The following is a 21,064-nucleotide window of genomic DNA, read 5'->3' on the forward strand; positions in this document are numbered from 1 at the left end:
GATTTTCATCCGAATTTTTCATTGCGAGATTGCGGCATGAAAAGCGGAATCGCGCCGGCCGTATTATTTTTTCGCATCAAAATAAGCCTCCCTCATGCAGGAAGGCTTTATGCTCTATTAAACGATGACCGGCGGTTTGCGCACGAGGCTCATAATGCCTGCAATCAGGTAAAGCAGCGCCGGGAGCACCCCGAATCCGACGGTGAAAAAGAACACAAGCACTGCGCCGATAATAAGCAAAATGCCTGACAGCTTCGGACTTTTGTTATTCCTCAGTTGAACAGCGGCGAAAATGCCGACCGCCGTTCCGATGGCAAGCACCACAGCAATTCCCCAGCCGAGTGCCTGGATCGTATGAAGGGCTGTTTGAAAATCGGTTTCCGGGATGGAGGCATCCGTTTTCATCCGGGCTTCCATTTGGTTGATACCTTCGCTTTTCATGGCTACTGTACCGAAGAAGACAAGAATTGCGGCAAGTCCGTTTAGCACCGCGCCAATGACGCTCAGTATAATTTCAGCAGTTCGTTTCATTTATACCACCCCTTTCTTTCTTGTCTATAAAACCCATTCCCTTCCATAAATACGAAAAAAACAAAAAAAGGATTCGGAAATTAGAAATTTTATGTTGCCGCATTCAAGCAGTGTTACAATAAAACTATGAGAACGGGGGTGTTTGGCAATGCAAATTTATACAAGCAAAGAAATTAAGGAAGCCGATGCAACGGCAGCTTCTTTCGGCATGGATACGTTTACGCTGATGGAAAATGCCGGAAGCGGCCTGTACCGGGCACTTGCGCCGCTCCTTTCCAAACGCGACACGATTGCGGTGCTATCCGGCAAGGGGAATAACGGCGGGGACGGAATCGTGCTTGCCCGCTATTTAAAACTGAACGGATACAAAGCGGATTTGATCTTTCCTTTAGGTCCGCCGCAAACGAAAGAGGCCGCGCAGCATTTTTCCTATTTTCAATCGTGCGGCTTTGAAGCAGCCCCTTTTGACCGTGAGAAACAGTATGACTGGATCGCAGACGGGCTACTTGGCGTAGGTACCAGGCTGCCGCTCAGGGATGATCTTGCAGAAATAACCGATTGGATCAATACCCGGAAAGCAAAAGTGGCCGCCATTGACGTACCGACGGGAGTGGCGGGGGATACGGGTGATGCCGATCCGCATACCGTACACGCGGATTATACGTTTTCTCTCCATGGATTGAAACCGTCCAGCCTGTTATTCCCTTCTTCCGCTTATTTTGGCGAAACAAAGGCTGTCGAAATCGGCCTGCCGCATACATCAAAATGGAAAATTTGGTCGGAAGAAGATGTCATCCGTTCGCTTCCCGAAAGAAGCGGAAATGTCCATAAAGGCACGTTCGGGACCGGGCTTTTGGTTGCCGGAAGTGACGATATGCCGGGCAGCGCGGCGTTGGCTGCGATCGGCGCGATGCGGATGGGGATCGGGAAACTCTCCGTTTTTACGGAAAGCGGTGCTCGGAATGTGATTGCCACACTCGTTCCTGAAGCCACTTATTTAAAAAGGGATTTTTCAAAGCGGCTGAACGATTTGGGGCAGAAGTTTGCCGGGGTGGCCATCGGTCCCGGGATTGAACCGGATAAGCAGCTGGAGTCTTTCATTCATGGCGTTTTAAAAGAACCGCTTCCTGTTGTCCTCGATGCGGGTGCATTACATAAAAGGGCATACCCGAAACGCACGGCTCCGGTCGTTTTAACGCCGCATCCGGGGGAATTTTCAAGGATGGCGGGCATTCCGGCCGGGCAAATGGCATCGGACAGGATCAGGCTTGCTTCCGCTTATGCGCAGGAACACGGGGTCACCGTCGTTTTAAAAGGGCAGTACACGGTGATGGCTTTTCCGGATGGCAGCGGCTATGTAAATGCAACCGGCAACAGCAGCCTGGCAAAAGGCGGAAGCGGCGATACATTAACCGGCATGCTCTTGGCAAATATATGCACGTATGCTAATATCAAGGAAGCGGTTGCCAATGCCGTTTATATTCACGGGGCATGCGCCGACTTGTGGATCCGGGAAAACGGGTCCTCTACACTCACTGCCCATGAATTTTCCCGGCTGCTTCCAAAAGTGATGCACCAATTGGAAACGGCCGCGAAAGATGCATGTGAAGCGCCGGGTTTAGGAGAACGGTGACCGTTTTATAAAGAGGTGACAAATGATGCAAAAAATCAAGAAGGCGATTATCCCGGCAGCGGGGCTTGGAACACGTTTCCTGCCGGCGACGAAGGCAATGCCGAAAGAAATGCTTCCGATTGTCGATAAGCCGACAATCCAATATATTGTGGAAGAGGCCATTGATTCCGGCATTGAAGATATCATCATCGTAACCGGGAAAGGGAAACGGGCGATTGAAGACCATTTTGACCATGCATTTGAGCTTGAGGACAATTTGATCGCAAAGAAAAAATTTGATCTGCTTGAAAAAGTGCGCCAGCCTGCAGAAGTGGATATCCATTATATCCGGCAAAAGGAACCAAAAGGATTGGGCCACGCGATTTGGTGTGCGCGCAAATTTATCGGAAATGAACCGTTTGCCGTGCTCCTTGGAGATGACATCATCCAGGCTGAACCGCCTTGCCTGAAACAAATGATCGATGTTTATGAACAGGTCCATTCCAGCGTGATTGCCGTCATGGAAGTCGCGCGTGAGGAAACAAACCGTTACGGGATTATTGACCCGCTCGATCAAAAAGGAAGAATTTATGATGTGAAAGGCTTTGTAGAAAAGCCGAAAGTGGAGGAAGCGCCGTCAAATGTCGCCATTATCGGGCGGTATATTTTAACACCGGAGATTTTTGATTTCCTTTCATTGCAAAAGACCGGTTCAGGCGGAGAAATCCAGCTGACCGATGCCATTGAACAATTGAATGAAATCCAAAAAGTGTATGCCTATGCTTATGAAGGGAAACGCTACGATGTCGGCGAAAAGTTCGGGTTTATCAAATCGACGATTGAAATGGCGCTTTCCCGGGAAGATCTGCGCGATGATTTGCTCCGGTATCTGGAAGATTTGCAATGGAGAATACAAAACGACCGGATCTGAAGCTGCCGGGTCTGCCGGTAAAAACGCCTGTTTCGTGAAATGTGCGAACGCAGGCGTTTTTTATCGGACCTGTGTGAAGGGGGTGCGGGATACAATCTGAAGCTCCGGCTGCTTTGATGCAAAAAACAAACCCTGTCCATTGGCAAAAATCACACGGCCGGATGAAAAAAGATGTAAGATAGTAGCGAAAGCAAGGAAAGGATGGCACATTTTGAAAAAAGATGACCAAAGATTTAAACAGGCGCATAAGGAAGCATGGATCGGCGTCGGGCTTGTGCTGTTCAATTTTCTCTGGTGGTACGGTTTTGCTTACGGCTTAGGTACACGGCCGGCCAAACAGTACCATTATATATTTGGCATGCCGTCATGGTTTTTTTACAGCTGCATTGCCGGCTATATTGTCGTGACGGCGCTTGTCATCTTCATTGTGAAGTTCTTTTTCAAAGATATTCCTTTCGATGATGAAGAGGGGGACAAGCCATGAACTGGCCGGTACTGGCACCACTGCTCATTTTTTTGCTTATTATTTTTGCCGTTGGTTTTTGGGCCAATCAATATGTGATCAAAACGCAATCTTTTGTACATGAATATTTTCTTGGGAAACGGCAGCTCGGCGGCTTTATCCTTGCGATGACAATGGTGGCGACATACGGGAGCGCCAGCAGCTTTATCGGCGGCCCGGGCGTGGCGTACACGCAGGGGCTTGGCTGGGTGCTCCTTTCCATGGCGCAGCTTTCAACCGGTTATTTTGTCCTGATGGTACTCGGGAAAAAATTTGCGATTATGGCACGCAAATATGATGCGGTGACGCTGATTGACTTTTTAAAAGGCCGCTATCAAAGTGATACCGTCGTCATTTTGGCGGCAGCAAGCATTATTATTTTTCTGTTTTCATCCATGACGGCACAGTGGATCGGCGGGGCACGCCTTGTTGAATCGCTGACCGGCCTGCCGTATACGGCGTCGCTCCTGATTTTTGCCGCTTCTGTTACGCTGTTTGTCGTAGTCGGGGGATTTCGCGCAGTGGCGGTGACAGATGCGGTCCAGGGGACGGTCATGTTTCTCGGCACGCTTATTTTACTAGTGGCAACCATTAAAGCGGGCGGCGGGATGGAACATATTATGCACAATCTTGCTGTGCAGGACCCGGACCTGATTACGCCGTTCGGGCATGGGCACAGCCTGGCCCCTGCCTATGTATCGTCGTTTTGGATTTTGGTCGGGATCGGTGTCGTCGGCCTGCCGCAAATTACGGTCCGGGCGATGTCTTATAAAGATTCCCGGGCGATGCACAGGGCGATCATCATCGGTACCATTGTCATTGGTTTTATTATGTTCGGCATGCATTTTATCGGCGTGATGGCACGCGCTGTCATACCAGGTGTGGAAGTGCCGGATACGGTTATGCCGCTATTAACGATGAAAGTGCTGCCGCCAGTGCCGGCCGGTATTGTGCTCGCTGCCCCGATGGCCGCGATTATGTCCACCGTTGATGCGCTGCTTATTCTCGTCGGTTCTGCGCTCGTCAAAGACCTTTATTTGAATTATGTGAAGCCGGACGCATCCGAAAAACAGATGAAAGCAGCGAGTTTCGGCGTGACCGCAGCGGTTGCCGCCGTTGTCGTGCTGTTGTCGCTCAGCCCGCCGAAATTGATTATATGGCTCAACTTGTTTTCCTTTGGCGGCCTGGAATCCGTATTTATATGGCCGGTTATTTTCGGCCTGTACTGGAAAAAAGGAAACAAGTACGGCGCGGTTTGTTCCATGATACTCGGTATGGGCTCGTACATTTTGCTGGACCGCCTGCACCCAAACCCGTTCGGATTGCATACAGTTGTGCTTCCGGTTCTTATTTCATGCGCCGGGTTTATTGCGGCGAGCCTCCTCTTCGGGCGCAAAAGGGCTGCCATTCGGGCCGGGTCCGAGTAATCTGGCGCCCCAAATTGAAATTTTGGCTAAAAATGCGCGGTGCCCGGGGAAAGCCTGCAAAATAAGAATCAATCGGACCGGGACGAGTCATCCTCCCGGCCCCTGATTGAAAGACAGCCTCGAAAATTTTGCCGAAAAAGCGAAGCTGCCCGCAAATCATTTGGTGTAAATCCGCAAAAAATGGCCAAAATTTTCCCCGGGATAAATGCACGGCAGATTGGGAGCGTTTCAAAATGGGGTAGCCAATTATGGTTGGAACCGAAGCTTTCGCTGTTCTTCTGCCTGAAGCAGGTTCATGATGGCTGGAATTTAAGGCTGCGAAAAAATTTTTCGTTGCATCTCTCCCGGAATTGTGGTAATATAATGATTGTCATCTGCGGGACATTAGCTCAGTTGGAAGAGCAGCTGACTCTTAATCAGCGGGTCGTGGGTTCGAGCCCCTCATGTCCCATCACGAAGCAATATGATGCACAAATGTGACATTATATTGCTTTTTTTATTTTTATAAAGTTTTTTAGGCGGATAAATCGGCTAAAAAATAACAAGCGGACATATTCAGGCATACTATATTGTGGTATAATAAAATAGTTGCAAGTTTCGCAGCTATTTATGAATCGAAGAAAAAAGGAGATGATAACTGATGGATTCTGACGCGCATCCGAGGTCGTGCATGAAACATAAGCAAAAGGAAGTCTTCATACTGGCCTCGACCATCCCTACAGGTTATCAGTCTCTGGAAGAGTAAAGTATGCTTGAGCTTCCTCAAAAGTGAAGAGGAGGTGGCCTGCATGTTAAATATGTATTTAACGGACGAAAACGGCAAACTGAAGGAAACAGAAACTTTATCAAAAGGATGCTGGGTGAACCTGGTGAACCCGACAGAGGAAGAAATCAACCAGGTTGTCCAGCAAACGAATATACCGGCCGATTTTATTAAAGACCCGCTGGATGTCGATGAACGCTCCCGTATTGAAAAAGAAGACGATGATATTTTAATCATTGTCGGCCTTCCCGTTAAGGTAAAGGACGATGTGGACTCCGCGCTGTATGATACGATTCCGCTCGGAATTATCGTCACGCCTTTTTATTTCATCACGGTCTGCCTGCAGGATAATCCGATTATCGGAAAGTTTATCCACAGACGGGTGCGCGGGTTTTACACCTACATGAAAACCAGATTTACCCTTCAAATTCTATATGAAGTTGCAAGTTATTATTTAAACTATTTGAAATATATCGACCGCAGATCAAGCCTGATCGAACGCGAATTGCACGAATCGATGCGAAACGAGGAACTGTTCGAACTGCTGAGACTTGAAAAGACACTCGTGTATTTTACGACCTCATTAAAAGCCAATAAAATCGTCATGGAAAAAATGACACGGCAGCATTTCCTAAAAGTATATGAAGATGACATGGACTTACTGGATGACGTCATGATTGAAGTCAAACAGGCAATCGAAATGTGTGAAATCCACAGCAATATTTTAAGTGGTATGATGGATGCCTATGCTTCTGTCATTTCCAATAACGTGAACAGCGTGATGAAATTTTTGACGACGGTCACGATTATCCTTTCCCTGCCAACGGTGGTATCCAGCTTTTTCGGAATGAATCTTCACGGCCTGCCGTGGCAATCAAGCCCCCATGGTTTTTGGCTGGCGTTTTTGGTCTCTCTGGTTCTTTCCAGTGTCACAGCCCTCATTTTTTGGAAAAAAAGATATTTCTAACATACCCGGGAGATGGATTTGCATAAAATTCATCTCCTTTTCTGTTTTTTTCTTGTGAATGTGCAGGTTTCACAAACGAGAAGCGGTTTTTTTACGGCAATTTCTATACTGAATTCTGCATAAATATGCAAATATAAAATGGAAGCACTTACAATGTAAAAAGGCGGGAAAAACTTATTTTAATTGAATCACGGCTGGAAAGCAATATTTGAAAGAAAAAAGTTTATAAATGATTTATTCATTTGTCACCAATCTGACACAGCCATAGCATGTGAAATCGCATATAATAGAGCCATAAAGAAAAGAAATATTGAAAAACAGCAGAAAATCATGTGAAATTATTCACAAACTTTATTTTTTACCCTTTATGTGAAATTCTTCACAAAATCACCAGAATGGGGGCCACGATCATGGCAATTGATGAAAAAGTTGTTGGCAAATCCGCACAAATGACGGAAATGGTAAATTCCCTCGTCGTCAAAGGCCAAAAAGCACTGCGTGAATTTATGGAACTGGATCAGGCGCAAGTGGACAATATCGTAAAACAAATGGCGCTTGCAGGGTTGGAACAGCATATGGTGCTCGCCAAAATGGCCGTGGAAGAAACAGGGCGCGGCGTATATGAAGACAAAATGACAAAAAACTTGTTTGCAACAGAATACATCTATCACAACATTAAATATAACAAAACAGTCGGCATCATTGACGAAAACAATAATGAAGGGATTGTTAAATTTGCGGAACCGGTCGGCGTGATTGCCGGGGTCACTCCTGTAACGAACCCGACATCAACCACGATGTTTAAAGCATTAATTGCCATTAAAACACGCAACCCAATTATTTTCGCGTTCCATCCGTCCGCACAAAAATGCAGCAGTCATGCCGCAAAAGTGATGCTTGACGCTGCTGTGAAAGCCGGCGCCCCGGAAAACTGCATCCAATGGATCGAAAAACCGGCCATTGAAGCGACACAGCAATTGATGAAACATGCGGGTATTTCGCTGATTCTTGCCACGGGCGGTTCCGGCATGGTAAAGTCCGCCTATTCGAGCGGGAAACCTGCGCTTGGCGTCGGGCCGGGAAACGTCCCTTGCTATATTGAAAAATCTGCTGATATCAAACGCGCCGTCAATGACCTGATTTTGTCCAAAACGTTTGACAACGGCATGATCTGTGCGTCGGAACAGGCTGTCATTATCGACAAAGAAATTTATGACAATGTGAAAAACGAATTGATTGCAAATCACTGCTACTTCCTGAATGAAGCGGAAAAGAAAAAAGTTGAGAAAACCGTCATCAATGAAAAGACGCAATCCGTCAACAGCGCCATTGTCGGCAAACCGGCCTATGAAATTGCAAAAATGGCAGGCGTGGACGTCCCGGAAGATACCAAAATTTTAATTGCTGAACTTACAGGCGTCGGCCCGGACTATCCACTTTCCAGAGAAAAATTGAGCCCGGTTTTGGCCTGCTACAAAGCCAGCAGCACAAAACAAGGTTTCGAATTTGCAGAAGCCATGCTCGAATTCGGCGGACTCGGCCACTCGGCTGTGATCCATTCGACAAATGATGAAGTCATTGAACAATACGGCTTAAAAATGAAAGCCGGCCGGATCATTGTCAACTCCCCGTCTTCGCAAGGGGCAATCGGCGACATTTACAATGCCTACATGCCTTCTTTGACGCTCGGTTGCGGCACGTTCGGCGGCAACTCAGTGTCCACAAACGTCGGTGTCATTAATTTGTACAATGTAAAAACAATGGCGAAACGGAGAGTCAATATGCAATGGTTTAAAATTCCACCGCGCGTGTATTTTGAAAAGAACTCGGTCCAATACCTGGAAAAAATGCCGGATATCTCAAGTGCCTTTATTGTCACCGATCCGGATATGGTCCGGCTCGGATTTGTTGAGAAAGTGCTATACTACTTGCGGAAACGCCCGGACTATGTCCACTGTGAAATTTTCTCTGAAGTCGAACCGGATCCGTCCATTGAAACGGTACGGAAAGGCGCCGAAGCAATGGCAAGCTTCCAGCCGGACGTCATTATCGCGCTTGGCGGCGGGTCGGCCATGGACGCTGCAAAGGGCATGTGGCTGTTCTATGAGCATCCGGAAGTTGATTTCAACGAATTGAAGCAAAAATTTATGGATATCCGGAAACGGGTTGCCAAATTCCCGAAACTGGGTGAAAAAGCGCAGCTGGTCTGCATTCCGACCACATCGGGCACCGGTTCTGAAGTGACTTCTTTCGCCGTCATTTCGGATAAAAAGAACAATACAAAATATCCGCTCGCAGACTACGAACTGACGCCGGATGTTGCGATCATTGACCCGCAGTTTGTCATGACCGTCCCGAAATCCGTAACAGCCGATACCGGGATGGACGTTTTGACCCATGCGATTGAAGCCTATGTTTCCAACATGGCCAATGACTATACGGACGGCCTGGCAATTAAGGCCATCCAGCTTGTTCACGAATACTTGCCGAAAGCATACGCAAATGGGAGCGATCAACTGGCACGCGAAAAGATGCACAATGCATCGACTTTGGCAGGGATGGCATTCTCGAATGCATTCCTTGGCATCAACCATTCGCTTGCCCATAAAATCGGCGCTGAATTCCATATTCCGCACGGGCGGGCCAACGCGATTCTCTTGCCGCATGTTATCCGCTATAATGCGCAAAGGCCGAAAAAATTTGCGGCATTCCCGAAATACGAACATTTCGTAGCGGATCAGCGCTACGCGGAAATTGCGCGTATTCTCGGGCTGCCGGCAAGCACGACAGAAGAAGGCGTCGAAAGCCTTTGCCAGGAAATTATCCGGATGTGCAAACTGTTCAATATGCCGCTTAGCCTGAAAGCAGCCGGCGTGAACCGGGCGGACTTTGAAAAACGGGTTGCCGTTATTGCAGACCGCGCATTTGAAGACCAATGCACGCCTGCAAACCCGAAATTGCCGCTTGTCAGCGAATTGGAAGACATTTTACGCAAAGCTTTTGAAGGCGTTGAAGAAAAATAAACGATTTTTTAAGAGCCCGGATGTGAACCGGGCTCTTTTCTTTTCCGGCCGGGGTAGTGTATGATAAAAGGACTGGAAAAGGAAGGTCAGGGAAAAACAATGGAACCTACATTCATTCATCATTTACAGCCTTTTTTACAACAGGCATGGAAAAATTCAACGTTTGAACATTCTGCTTTTGTACAGGAAAAAGTGATTCCTGCTGTGCTGGACGGCCGGGATGTGATTGCTGTGGCACCGACAGGATCGGGAAAGACACTCGCCTACCTGCTGCCTGTGCTCGACCGGATGGATCCCGGAAAACAAGCGGTCCAGGCTGTCATTTTGGCGCCCTCTAAAGAACTGGTCATGCAAATACAAGAGGAAGCCGGAAAATGGTCACAAGGAAGCGGAATACAGAGCATCCCGCTGATCGGCGGCGCAAATGTGAAAAGGCAAATTGAAAAACTGAAAAGACATCCGCACCTTGTGATCGGGACGCCCGGGCGCATCCTCGAATTGATCCGCCAGAAAAAACTGAAAATGCATGAAGTGAAAATGATGGTGCTCGATGAAGGGGACCAGCTGCTCGAAAAGGAATACAGCCTTACAGTCGGACAAATTGTAAAATCCGCCATGCGCGATTGCCAGATCCTTTTGTTTTCAGCCACTCTGCCTGATGCAGCAGCCCAAAAGGCAATAGACCAGATGAAAGAACCCCTATTGATCCGTATTGCAAAAGAGGAGGCGCGGAGCCCGGTTGAACATATTTATATCGTAACGGGCGACCCGCGCGGCAAAATCGAGCAGTTACGAAAAATTGCCCGGATGGGGGTCCGGGGGCTCGTGTTTTTCAATAACAAATGGGATGTTTCGGTTGCAGCGGAAAAGCTCCGGTTCAAAGGGCTGGCCGTCGCCGAACTGCATGGCGATATGCGCAAGGAAGAAAGGGAAAAAAGCATCCGGTTGTTCCAAAATGGCGATGTCCCGCTCCTTTTGGCAACGGATGTTGCTGCCCGCGGCCTGGATATCCCGGTGATTACGCATGTCATTCAATTTGATTTGCCGGAAGATGTATCCGCATATGTCCACCGCTCAGGGCGGACAGGCCGGCTCGGTTCGAACGCCGGCACAGTTGTCTCCCTTGTGACGCCCGGAGAAGAAAAGGTGTTGAAAAAATTCGCAAAAGCGCAGCATGTGGAACTGGGGCGGAAAGACATCAAGCGGGGCGAACTGGTGGATCCCGAATAAGCATGTGGGCAAAACCTGTTTTTTGAAATGCGGAAAATTTGTCGGATGGTGGCTTCATTCCGCGGGCGGATTCCGAAAGCGGGAAAATGATTCTGCTTTTTAGCTTTAGAGAAGAAGAAATGCAAAGTTCTGTACGCTTTATCATGCGGAAGAAAGGCCTGCCGGAAATCGATTTCCGGCAGGCCTTGTGTTTTGAAACTTCTTTTTGAATGAGCATCGGCAATCGCCCGATCGTGTTTTGAACCTTCTTATGAATTAACATCGTCCGGGAGGCTGGCCGGTGACAAGCCGGCTTTCTTAAATACTTTGCCGAGTTCATCGTTGGCTTGTTCCAGCTTTTTGTTCGCAGCATCCAGCGAAGGGTTCGCTTTTTTCAACTCATCCGCTTTCATTTGGTAGGACTGTTGCAAATCTTTTACAGCGGTTTTTATCTCCGATTGATAGTTGTTTAATTTGGATGGGATTTTCGTATTTTTTACTTCCTTTCCCACATTTTCTGCGGATGACTGCGCCGCCTTCTGCATGGTGGCAAGCTCGGTTTTCGGCGGCCTGTCGTCCGTCTTAGCGATCGCCTGTTCATACGTATTTAAATCCCTGTCCTGGGCGTTGATACGATTGGTGAGATCCATGTAAAAATTCATCAAAGCCGTTTTTGTGGCGCTTTTTGCCGGTTTCTTTGCCCCGGACTGGCCCGCATTTCCGGAACATGCGCCAAGTGCGAGCACAAAGGCAAGGCTAAATAGTGCAAACCAAATTTTTTTCATGCTGTAGCCCCTTCCTAAATCTGTAAATTTTTAATAGACTTGCAGTACGATCATAGCATTTTTTGTTTCTTATGGTAAATAGGGGAGGGAAAAATAAGATTTATGGAAAAAGTTTTAATTCGTCTTTTTCGTATCCGCGTTTAAATACCCAGGGAAAGGGTAGGGGCAAAAAAAAAACATCGGGACTCTCCGAAGTTTTTTGTCTCAAAGCCTTTTCGCCCCGACGTACCGCGGTTTCCAATAAGGATTGCTGAGGGTGTCGATCTTGACGCCTTGCGATACGGAGTGGATGACTTGATTATGGCCGATATAAATGGCGATATGTGAAACGCCTTTTGAATAAGTATGGAAGAAAACCAGATCGCCCGGTTTTAAATTTGACTTGCTGACTTTTTTCCCTTTTTTGTAAATGCTTGCTGCTGTTCTCGGCAAGTTTTTTCCGTTCTTTTTAAATGTATAACCTACAAAGCCGGAACAATCAAAACCTGACGGGCTTGTGCCGCCCCATCTGTATGGCGTCCCTATATATTTCTTTGCCGTACTGATGACCTTTGACGGGGAATAGGATGCAGCAGCCGCTTGTTTAGCAGGCAGTAAAAAACCGGTCCCCAGCATAAGCGCAAGCAATATTGGAGCTACTTTCTTCAAACTTCCCACCTCTGTCTATGAATCTCACAATCCCACTATACCAATTTTTGTCTATTCTTTGGTTACGCTCACATTAAATAATATTACAAAAACATTACGTATACGACAAAAGTGTGAAAAGATTGGCAGCATCCGGCATGCGGGGCGCGGCAGCTTTTTTTGTTCGGATGAACCATGGATTTTGATATCTAACGTTATTTCTATATAATGGAGTCATGACTTTAAAGCAGAAGGGAACGTTCAACATGATAGTTAAGTCAGAAGCGGATTTGGAAGGACTGAAAAAAATCGGGAGGCTTGTTGCCAGCATTCGCGATGAGCTGAAGGAAAAAGCCAGGCCCGGCATCACAACAAAAGAGCTGGATGAATGGGCAGGCAAACGGTTTGCAGAAAACGGGGCGGTCTCCGGGCCAAAGGGAGAGTATGATTTCCCTGGGTACACCTGTATCAGTGTAAATGAAGAAGTGGCGCACGGCATTCCGGGAGACCGCGTGTTAAAAGAGGGGGATCTTGTGAATGTGGATGTATCCGGATCGCTGGATGGATATTATGCGGATACAGGCATCTCTTTTGTTGTTGGAAAAGGAGATCCCGAATTATTTGCGCTGTGCGAATGTGCGCAGCGGGCGTTTGACAGCGGCTTGAAGAAGATCAGGGCCGGAAATAAGCAGAATCAAATTGGCCGGGCGGTTGAAAAAGCAGTGTACAGCAGCGGATTTGAAGTGCTCCTGAATTTGACGGGCCACGGTGTCGGGAAGGCCTTGCACGAGGATCCCGAGTATATTTTAAATTACTATGATCCGGACGATACAGGTTTGTTACAGGACGGCATGGTCATTGCGTTTGAACCGTTTGTCTCGACCGGCGCCGATGAAGTGGTCGAATCGGGCGACGGCTGGACGTATGTAACGCCGGACGGGAGCTTTGTATCCCAAGTGGAACATACCGTCATTGTAACAAAAGGGACCCCTATCGTTTTAACGCGATAAGGGGAACCTGCTCCGGAGTATGCCCCGCCCGAAGCATGCACCATTCGGGCAGACATGGAGCAAGTGGAATAAATGGCCCGCTCGTTTTAATCGTAAGCGGGGGCTGAAGTATGCATTTGAAAAGATCCCGCCGTCTTACCGCGTTTTAACGCAGTAAGCGGAGAAATGCCCTCTCCGGAATACCGCCCCGCCCGAAGATTGCACCGTTTCAGGCGGAGCAGTATAAGCGGGCCATTCTACCGTTTTAACGCAATAAGCGGGGAAACGGCTCTGATCCGGTGTGCCAGCCAGCCTGCAACCAAGGATAAAATAATGTCTTTCGGCAGCGGCACCGCCATCCACATCCAGGCGATTTTGTAGCTGAACGCTTGCGGGGCCTGCGCCCATATTTTATAAGCGGCGTACATCCAGTTGGTCCCAATCAAATAGTTTACAATCATGCCGATGATGGAAGCGGTAAAGTACGCTGCCATGTTTTGGCGCTTTTCCACAATCTTGCCCGTGGCCCAGGCTGCGGGGATAAAGCTAAGAATAAATCCGAATGATGGGCTGAATACGGTTTGAAACCCGCCGCTGAATCGCGCAAAAACCGGTGCCCCCAATAAGCCGATCAGCATATAGGCGACCATCGAAATCGCTCCAAGCCTGCTGCCGAGCACTAAACCCGCCAGCACGGCAAAAAAAGTTTGCAATGTGATCGGCACCCCGCCGATGACAAGAAACGGCGCAATAGATGTAATATTTGCCCCGATGGCCATCAGCGCCGCAAACATACCCGCATAACAAAGATCAATGGCACGGAATTTTTTCGCTTCCATTTTTTCACTCCCCTTTTTTCCTTTATCTATTAATAGATTAAAAAACCGCGGCATATATGTCAACTTAGAAATATAATTGGTTTACATATTTTAAAGGATTTTGGGCTTACGATCTTGAAGTTTACATTGAGGGAGAGGGGAAATTAATTGTCACCCACCGGCTTTTGGGCGAATACACTAAACGGAAAAAGCCTGGATAAAGAGGTGGTCCATTTGTATTGGCTCAAGCCAGATATGTATTTTTCCCGGACGGAACCGGGTTACCAAAATTACCGGCAAAAATATGCATTTCCGCCCCAGCACCAGCCGGAACAGCCGGGGATTGAAAAACTGATGCACCCGCGCCCGCTGATCGAAGACCCGTCCTATAAGGGATCTGGAAAGCTTGAAAATAAAGTGGCGATTGTAACCGGCGGGGACAGCGGGATCGGCGCAGCCGCCGCGATTGCGTTTGCGAAAGAAGGCGCGGATGTCGTGATCCCGTATTATTCCAATTATGAAATAGAAGATGCCGGGCGGACAAAGCGAAGGATTGAAGCGTTCGGGCAGCGTTGCCTGCTGATTCCGGGGGACTTAAAAGATCCGGAGCATTGCCAAAACGTTGTGAAGCAAACGGTGGATACATTCGGGCATCTGGATGTGCTTGTGAACAATCACGCCATGCAGTTTGTGCAGCATGATTTGCAAGATATTACGAATGAACAATGGGATTTTACCTTTAAAAACAATATTCACAGCTTTTTCTACCTGGTAAAAGCCGCACTGCCGTATTTGAAAGCCGGCAGCTCGATTATTTTTACCACTTCTGTAACGGCGTATGAAGGAAATCCAAATTTGATCGATTATTCTGCAACAAAAGGGGCAATTGTGGCTTTTACCCGTTCTTTGTCGCAAAATCTGGTTAGAAAGGGGATCCGGGTCAATGCGGTGGCACCGGGGCCGATTTGGACACCGCTGATTCCGGCAAGCTTCTATCCGGAACAGGTTGCCAAATTCGGCCGTAATGTGCCATTGAAGCGGGCCGGCCAGCCTTACGAACTGGCCCCGACTTATGTTTATCTCGCGTCCCGTGATTCCAGCTATGTGACCGGTCAGGTGCTGCATGTAAACGGCGGGACGATTACTGGCTCGTAGGCAGGAGGCAAGACAGGCATGTCCGCCCGATTCCGCCCGGTGCAAACAAAGGCACATGACGGGTTTTCCCGTTTCCGCAAGACGGAACAAAAGGAAGTTTGTGCCATGCCGGGTTTTGCTTTTTTTCCAACAACGAAGCCGGCGGAGGCGTAAAGCAAAGCAACTAAAATTGGTGCGCATGCTTTGCGCCAACTTCCGCAACGGAGGCGGTACAGCTGCAAACAAAATGCGTGAATGATCTGTCCGCCCTATTTAAAAACGAAACCAGTTCCGTGCATGGGGTGCCCGCCCATTTCCGCAGCGGAACCGGCGCCGGCGTACAAAAAGAAAACTAGTGGTGCGCTTTTTCCGCATCTGCATATAAATCATCCAAATATTGCACGGTAAAGTCGACGAGCGCCCGCTGGTTGATAAGCCTTGACGGGGCAGCGCCGACAAAACCGGTTTTTACCTGATGGCTGCGTTCAAAGGCGCGGCCAATTTTATTGAATAAGTCGGAGTTTTCCTCGTAATCTTCGTATGATTGCCAGACTCTTTTTCCGTTTATTTTCATCGCGCAGCTCTGCGTACACCGTTTTGTATGCTTGGCCCTCGATTCGCCGAGATGCATGGATGTATTGACTTGGTAATCGACGCCGAGCAGCAAAATACAGCCATCCCGGTCATAAATCCGGGCGAGCGCGGACTTTTCCCCGAACGGGAAGTCAAGCGAGTGCCCGCTCAAAATCGATTTTGCATCCCGGCCCCAGGCGGTAAACGAGCAGTTCGGATGGTTGCTCCTTAAAACTCCCGGAAACGTCCGGAAAAGTTCGGCAATCCGGCCCATGCCGTAAGTTGGGGTAATGGCAGGGTCAAAAGCAGGCATGGAGCGCCGGATTTCTTCCCACCATGCTTCCGGAACGGGCGGGTTTTCCCAAAAGGCGGGGTCGGTATTATTCGCTGTTTGGGCCGGCATCACAATGGTGCCGCGGTCTGTCACCACTTCCATTAAAGCCCGAATGACGGCAACCTCTCCCCCGCAAACCCAGCCGAGCGCGCTTAAAGACGAGTGGACGATGACCACCATGCCTTCTTTCAGCCCGAGCTTGCGAAAATCGGCTACTAATCTTTCTTTTGTTACGAGCGTTTGTTTTTTTCGAATTACATTTTCTTCTGTCACAGGAGTTCCTCCATCTCTATTGATTTATTTGTAATGATTCTCCAGGCTTGCCTCATATCCTTTATTATTGAAAAAGTTTTTCTTGATAAGGAGAAGAGGAAGAACATGGCAGTGTTTTTTAAAGGGGCATTTATGCTGATTGGCGTTGCTTTCATCGGAGAGTGCATTGAATTTTTAACCAATATGGTACTTGCAAATGAACTCGGGGCGCACGGCATGGGGCTATACATGTCTATTTTGCCGGCCATTTTTCTAATTGTCACCATCGCCAGCATGGAACTGCCCATCTCCATTTCAAAATTTGTTGCGGAACAGGAAGAAAAATATCATCGTGATATGCTGAGGTTTACAATCCGGCTGGCATCTTTGTTTGTCCTGTTGCTCATGGCGGCAGTTGCATTGTTGCTGCCGGTGCTTCCAATTTTCCATCATTACCACCCGTATCTTCGCTGGCTGATCATTGCGCTTATCCCGATGATCGCCTTTTCCTCAATTGCGAGAGGTTATTTTATGGGTGTCCAGCAAATGGGGAAGATTGCTGCTGCCAACTTCCTGAGAAAAATGATGCAGCTTATCCTGCTTGTCTTGCTATTTCATTGGATGGAATTTGACGTGCAAATGTCGATTTTTATCGCGATATGCACGCTTGTCGGTAGTGACTTGATTGTGCTGCTGTATCTTTTTCATATGTTTGTGCTGCAAATGCGGACGCTCAAGAAAAAAGAACATGCTCCAATGGGGGGGAAGGAAATCAGAAGGAGCCTTCTTTCCGTATCATTGCCGACAACGGGCATGCGCGTGTTCCATGCCGTAACAAGTGCGATTGAGCCGTTTTTTATCAAATGGGTATTGCTTAAATCCGGGATGACGGAGGGGATGGCAAACGAACATTTCGGACTGGTGGCCGGCGTCGCTTTTACGATCGGATTTTTTCCGGCCTTTATTGCCCATTCCCTGTCCACCGTATTAATTCCAACTGTTTCTGAAGCTTATGCCAAAAGAGATGGCATAAAGCTGCAGAAACTGCTTCAGCAGGTGATGATGATGACGTTTCTTTACGGGCTTCCGGCTGTCATTGTCATTCAGTTATTTTCCGTACCGCTAACAACCTTGTTTTCCCATTCGTCTGCCGCCGCCGTTTATGTCCGGCTGTTATGGCCGTATTTTCTGTTTCACTATTTTGTCATTCCGATGCAGGCATTTTTAATCGGCCTCGGCCTGGTCAGGGATGCCCTCGCACATTTTATTTGGTCAACGATGGTTACGTACTGCCTCATTTATTATCTTGGCACAAATCCACAGTACCAAATGGCCGGCGTCATCATTGCCATGAATACGGGAACATTGCTTATCATGATGATGCATTATTTAACGATTTGTAAAAAAATTGAAATTTCCTTGGTTCTCCGCAAACCGGCGAAACATACTTTTTAACGGGACATGCGGGTTCCGGCCTGGCATTTTGTATGATTGCCCGGGCTTTTTAAGCGTCCGCAGTATGCTTATGGCGGCTTTTGCCCAATTAAATTAGCCTGTCCGGTATTTCAGGGCAGGCTTCTAAGCAGGGCTATTTTATAATCAGTACCGGGCATTTGGCGAGCTGGGTGACTTTCTGGCTGACGCTGCCAAGCATGAGCCCCTTCAGATTTCCGAGCCCTCTGCTCCCCATAATAATAAGCTGATAGTTTCCTTCTTCCGCCTTTCTCACAATCTGGGCAGCGGGATCGCCCGTTTCATAAAATTTTTCTATCTCAATTTCTTCCTCTTCGGCAAGAGCAGCGGCTTGGTCTAACAAAACATCTCCGTCTCTCTGCTGTTCAGAATAAAGGGTATCTATTGACGCATTTGGCATCCCATCCGGAATAACCGGATTTTTCTCCACATGGATCACACCGATTTTTGTAAACCTTTCTTTTGCAAAATTCAGTGCGGCTTTCAGTGCTTTGTCGCTCATTTTTGAACCGTCTATTGCCACAAGAATGCGATTAAACATAAAATCATCTCCATCGGCTTTCTTCTCATCAACCTTATCATATCATAAAAAATTGCAACAATTAACAGAGAATATGGAAGGAATACAAAAAATTTCCGCCCTTGGGGAAGACAGGCCGGGGTAGGCAGGCGCGGTTTTTTTGCATGTTCGCCGGATATTTTCAGTTCTTTTCGGAAAAATAAAGGGTATTGAACCATACGAGGTGATACGAAATGAGCGAAAACAAAAAGCAGGGAAAAATGGACAACCCTGAACAATTTGCCACAGAAAACGAAGACATGCATGATAAATTTATGAGTGAACAAACAGTTGACCCGATTCCAATGGAAGACTTGCGGGAAGAAAAGCTTGAAGAAAAAACGGATCATGACAAAAAAACGACTTCTTCAAGCGAAAAAAAGTATAAGCCGTAAACTTTGTAAGCACCCGCGGGATGGCCGGTAAAATGGAATCCGAATCCCCGGGTGCTTGTATAAAATGAACTCAAATTACCCGCCAAGCAGCAATGTATCTGTCTTGCCCGGAGCGGGAGTGAAATAAAGCAATGCAGGCATACCCGCCATTAGAAACCGCTGTAAGAATGTTAACGGAACAGGCTGTTTGAGCACCTGTTCCGTTAACTTCTTACAACCAGTTATTGTCATCCGATCCGCTGTCCCATCCGCCGAAGTCATTGTCATCATTGGAAGTGAAATTGGCTAAATCGAAACCGGTACCCTGCTGGCCGTTGTCTCCATTATCCCCATTGTCATGGGCATCATGGCCGCTGTCTTCAAAGTTCCTTAACGAATCCTCAAGATGGTCAATCTCATCCTGTTGTAAAATATTTTGCTCTTCCAGTTCTTGCAACAGATCGTTGCCATCAAGATTTTGAAAATGCTCGAACTGGTCTAAACCGATTCTGCCCTGTTCCAGTAAATACGTCAGCAAAGCGCCTGTTGCCATCCCGCCGGCAAACATGCCAAACCGGCCGATTCCGGAATTGCCCCCCTCGTTCCATCCGGTTTGCTCCGGGTGCGGCTCGTAGGCATCCCCGTTGTAGATGCTTCTTCGCGGTTCAATAATTTGCGGCCGGTTCCGCTCGATCAAAGGACGGATGATTAAAAAATGCACGAGCACGATTATAATGATAATCCCGATCAACCAACCCAATTTCATTCCCTCCTGATCAAAAGTCAATTCGCTGCTTTTATTCATCTTTGCTGCGTATTTTAACGCAAAAGAAGGAAAATAACCAGGATAAAAGTAGTTGAGATTACGAGAAAGCATGGGGCAGGCGCGCCCCATTCGCCTGTTTCTCAGCCCATCCGGGAAGAGGGGCCCTGCATGCCGATGACAGCTTTTCGTTGGGTAAAATCAATATTTTTATAGTAAGCATTTTTGACTAAAATGTTCGGCCCGAGGCATCTGGCTTGCGGGCAATGGCAGTTCAGCGATTTTGCAATTGGCGTTTTGAGCCATTTTTCAAAGACGTCGGGCAGCCTGTCATGGCGGATATTGCCAAGCGGCGGTGTATCGCCGAAATCCGTGACAATCACATCACCGGTAAAAATGTTTACATTCAGGCGGGAGCGGCCGTCCGGGTCATTGCGGATGGTCACATTTTTGCTTTCGTACAATCTTTTCAACAATGCCTGGTCTTCTGGATTGCTGCTGCACGGATAAAATGGCAGCGTGCCAAACAGCATCCACACGCTTTCATCACGGATATCGAGCAAATGGTGGATGGCTTCCCGAATTTCATCCAGGCTGAGCACTTCAAGATCAGCAGCAAAATCGCTTGGGTACATTGGGTGAATTTCGTGCCTTGCACATTTCATTTCTTCGACAATCTGATGATGGATTTGTTCCATATAAGGCAATGTACGCTTGTTTAACATCGTTTCTGCAGAAACCATCACGCCCATCTCTGACAAGGCGCGGCTGTTTTCCACGATACGCCTGAACATTTTTTCACCCTGCTGATCGCTTGGCTTGATCCGCATGTTGGCAAACCCGCCGTCAATATAATCACGGACAGTTCCCCAGTTGTGGGAGATGTGCAGCACATCGAGATAAGGTGCAATTTGCACATATTTTTCGAGTTTCATTGTTAAATTGGAATTGATTTGGGTGCGGATCCCTCTTTCATGCGCATATTGTAACAGTGGCAGAACGTAATTTTCAACAGATTTGGTTGACAGCATCGGTTCGCCGCCGGTAATGCTGATGCAGCGCAGTGTGCTGATTTCATCCAGCCGCCTGAGCAGCAGATCAAGCGGTAGCGCATCCGGATCTTTTGGCTGCAGTGTGTAACCGACTGCACAATGTTCGCAGCGCATATTGCATAAAGTGGTCGTTGTGAATTCAATATTCGACAAAGTCAGTTTGCCGTGTGTCGTAATGTCCATGTATGCTTCCCACGGATCGTATTCAGGTGTAATGCTTCGTGATGTTTCTTCTTTTAACATGTTTGTGCTCCTTTTTTGAAAAATCAACCCGGGCGCCTGCTTTGCCCGTGTCCACCTCCAAATGGCAGGCCCCATCTTTTTTCTGCTTTTTTCCTATATATGCCATGGTTCATTATAACATGC

General features: G+C 47.7%; 19 protein-coding genes and 1 tRNA gene. 12 read left to right on the plus strand and 8 right to left on the minus strand.

Annotated elements, in window-relative coordinates:
- Positions 1-117 precede the first annotated feature (117 nt).
- Positions 118-531, minus strand: coding sequence for a DUF4064 domain-containing protein (locus NSU00_RS03260; protein WP_340702332.1), 414 nt, complete (start codon positions 529-531; stop codon positions 118-120).
- Between the two features lie 148 nt (positions 532-679).
- On the opposite strand from NSU00_RS03260, the gene NSU00_RS03265 reads away from it, so the two are divergent.
- The 8 genes from NSU00_RS03265 to NSU00_RS03300 all read left to right on the plus strand — a co-directional run bounded on the left by NSU00_RS03265 (position 680) and on the right by NSU00_RS03300 (position 10,986).
- On the plus strand, positions 680-2,164 hold the full coding sequence (locus tag NSU00_RS03265) for a bifunctional ADP-dependent NAD(P)H-hydrate dehydratase/NAD(P)H-hydrate epimerase (RefSeq protein ID WP_013858518.1): 1,485 nt from the start codon (positions 680-682) through the stop codon (positions 2,162-2,164).
- Positions 2,165-2,186: 22 nt separating this feature from the next.
- A complete protein-coding gene (galU, locus tag NSU00_RS03270; protein ID WP_081105606.1) occupies positions 2,187-3,074 on the plus strand; it encodes a UTP--glucose-1-phosphate uridylyltransferase GalU in 888 nt (295 codons plus the stop codon).
- 211 nt (positions 3,075-3,285) lie between these two features.
- Positions 3,286-3,558 (plus strand): YhdT family protein, encoded by a 273-nt coding sequence (locus NSU00_RS03275; protein ID WP_013858520.1) that lies wholly within the window; start codon positions 3,286-3,288, stop codon positions 3,556-3,558.
- On the plus strand, positions 3,555-5,003 hold the full coding sequence (gene panF / locus NSU00_RS03280) for a sodium/pantothenate symporter (protein ID WP_340702333.1): 1,449 nt from the start codon (positions 3,555-3,557) through the stop codon (positions 5,001-5,003). Before NSU00_RS03275 ends, panF begins: the two co-directional genes overlap by 4 nt.
- A gap of 378 nt (positions 5,004-5,381) precedes the next feature.
- A tRNA-Lys gene (locus tag NSU00_RS03285) sits at positions 5,382-5,454 on the plus strand.
- Positions 5,455-5,791: 337 nt separating this feature from the next.
- Positions 5,792-6,733, plus strand: a complete 942-nt coding sequence (locus NSU00_RS03290; RefSeq protein WP_340702334.1) for a magnesium transporter CorA family protein — start codon at positions 5,792-5,794, stop codon at positions 6,731-6,733.
- Between the two features lie 410 nt (positions 6,734-7,143).
- The gene (gene adhE, locus NSU00_RS03295) at positions 7,144-9,756 is read left to right on the plus strand and encodes a bifunctional acetaldehyde-CoA/alcohol dehydrogenase (protein ID WP_340702335.1); all 2,613 of its coding nucleotides are present in this window, start codon (positions 7,144-7,146) and stop codon (positions 9,754-9,756) included.
- 99 nt (positions 9,757-9,855) lie between these two features.
- The gene (locus NSU00_RS03300) at positions 9,856-10,986 is read left to right on the plus strand and encodes a DEAD/DEAH box helicase (protein ID WP_340703163.1); all 1,131 of its coding nucleotides are present in this window, start codon (positions 9,856-9,858) and stop codon (positions 10,984-10,986) included.
- A gap of 248 nt (positions 10,987-11,234) precedes the next feature.
- On the opposite strand, the gene NSU00_RS03305 is transcribed toward NSU00_RS03300, so the two are convergent.
- Together NSU00_RS03305 and NSU00_RS03310 are read right to left on the minus strand one after the other, a co-directional pair.
- The gene (locus tag NSU00_RS03305; RefSeq protein ID WP_237348959.1) at positions 11,235-11,750 is read right to left on the minus strand and encodes a hypothetical protein; all 516 of its coding nucleotides are present in this window, start codon (positions 11,748-11,750) and stop codon (positions 11,235-11,237) included.
- Between the two features lie 204 nt (positions 11,751-11,954).
- Complete coding sequence (locus NSU00_RS03310) at positions 11,955-12,398, minus strand: C40 family peptidase (protein WP_061574980.1); 444 nt, start codon at positions 12,396-12,398, stop codon at positions 11,955-11,957.
- A gap of 245 nt (positions 12,399-12,643) precedes the next feature.
- Here NSU00_RS03310 and map point away from each other — a divergent pair, with 245 nt between their 5' ends.
- A complete protein-coding gene (map, locus tag NSU00_RS03315) occupies positions 12,644-13,387 on the plus strand; it encodes a type I methionyl aminopeptidase (RefSeq protein ID WP_029142023.1) in 744 nt (247 codons plus the stop codon).
- A gap of 236 nt (positions 13,388-13,623) precedes the next feature.
- On the opposite strand, the gene NSU00_RS03320 is transcribed toward map, so the two are convergent.
- The gene (locus tag NSU00_RS03320) at positions 13,624-14,205 is read right to left on the minus strand and encodes a biotin transporter BioY (protein WP_340702336.1); all 582 of its coding nucleotides are present in this window, start codon (positions 14,203-14,205) and stop codon (positions 13,624-13,626) included.
- Positions 14,206-14,352: 147 nt separating this feature from the next.
- On the opposite strand from NSU00_RS03320, the gene NSU00_RS03325 reads away from it, so the two are divergent.
- Positions 14,353-15,339 (plus strand): SDR family oxidoreductase, encoded by a 987-nt coding sequence (locus NSU00_RS03325; RefSeq protein WP_340702337.1) that lies wholly within the window; start codon positions 14,353-14,355, stop codon positions 15,337-15,339.
- Between the two features lie 331 nt (positions 15,340-15,670).
- Here the strand turns inward: NSU00_RS03325 and NSU00_RS03330 are convergent, their stop codons facing one another.
- Positions 15,671-16,498 carry an aminoglycoside N(3)-acetyltransferase gene (locus NSU00_RS03330; protein ID WP_272907865.1) on the minus strand — a complete coding sequence of 276 codons (828 nt, stop codon included), beginning with the start codon at positions 16,496-16,498 and terminating at the stop codon, positions 15,671-15,673.
- A 105-nt stretch (positions 16,499-16,603) separates the two neighbouring features.
- Here NSU00_RS03330 and NSU00_RS03335 point away from each other — a divergent pair, with 105 nt between their 5' ends.
- Positions 16,604-17,932, plus strand: a complete 1,329-nt coding sequence (locus NSU00_RS03335) for a polysaccharide biosynthesis protein (RefSeq protein WP_340702338.1) — start codon at positions 16,604-16,606, stop codon at positions 17,930-17,932.
- A 133-nt stretch (positions 17,933-18,065) separates the two neighbouring features.
- Here NSU00_RS03335 and NSU00_RS03340 read toward each other — a convergent pair whose 3' ends face one another.
- Positions 18,066-18,491, minus strand: a complete 426-nt coding sequence (locus tag NSU00_RS03340) for a universal stress protein (RefSeq protein ID WP_013858534.1) — start codon at positions 18,489-18,491, stop codon at positions 18,066-18,068.
- 212 nt (positions 18,492-18,703) lie between these two features.
- Between NSU00_RS03340 and NSU00_RS03345 the strand changes: the two genes are divergently transcribed.
- Positions 18,704-18,904, plus strand: coding sequence for a hypothetical protein (locus tag NSU00_RS03345; RefSeq protein WP_013858535.1), 201 nt, complete (start codon positions 18,704-18,706; stop codon positions 18,902-18,904).
- 211 nt (positions 18,905-19,115) lie between these two features.
- Here NSU00_RS03345 and NSU00_RS03350 read toward each other — a convergent pair whose 3' ends face one another.
- Together NSU00_RS03350 and yfkAB are read right to left on the minus strand one after the other, a co-directional pair.
- On the minus strand, positions 19,116-19,649 hold the full coding sequence (locus NSU00_RS03350; RefSeq protein ID WP_340702339.1) for a hypothetical protein: 534 nt from the start codon (positions 19,647-19,649) through the stop codon (positions 19,116-19,118).
- Between the two features lie 140 nt (positions 19,650-19,789).
- On the minus strand, positions 19,790-20,941 hold the full coding sequence (gene yfkAB, locus NSU00_RS03355; protein ID WP_013858537.1) for a radical SAM/CxCxxxxC motif protein YfkAB: 1,152 nt from the start codon (positions 20,939-20,941) through the stop codon (positions 19,790-19,792).
- Positions 20,942-21,064 lie beyond the last annotated feature (123 nt).

This window comes from Weizmannia sp. FSL W8-0401, assembly GCF_038009125.1.
GTDB lineage: Bacteria > Bacillota > Bacilli > Bacillales > Bacillaceae_C > Weizmannia > Weizmannia coagulans.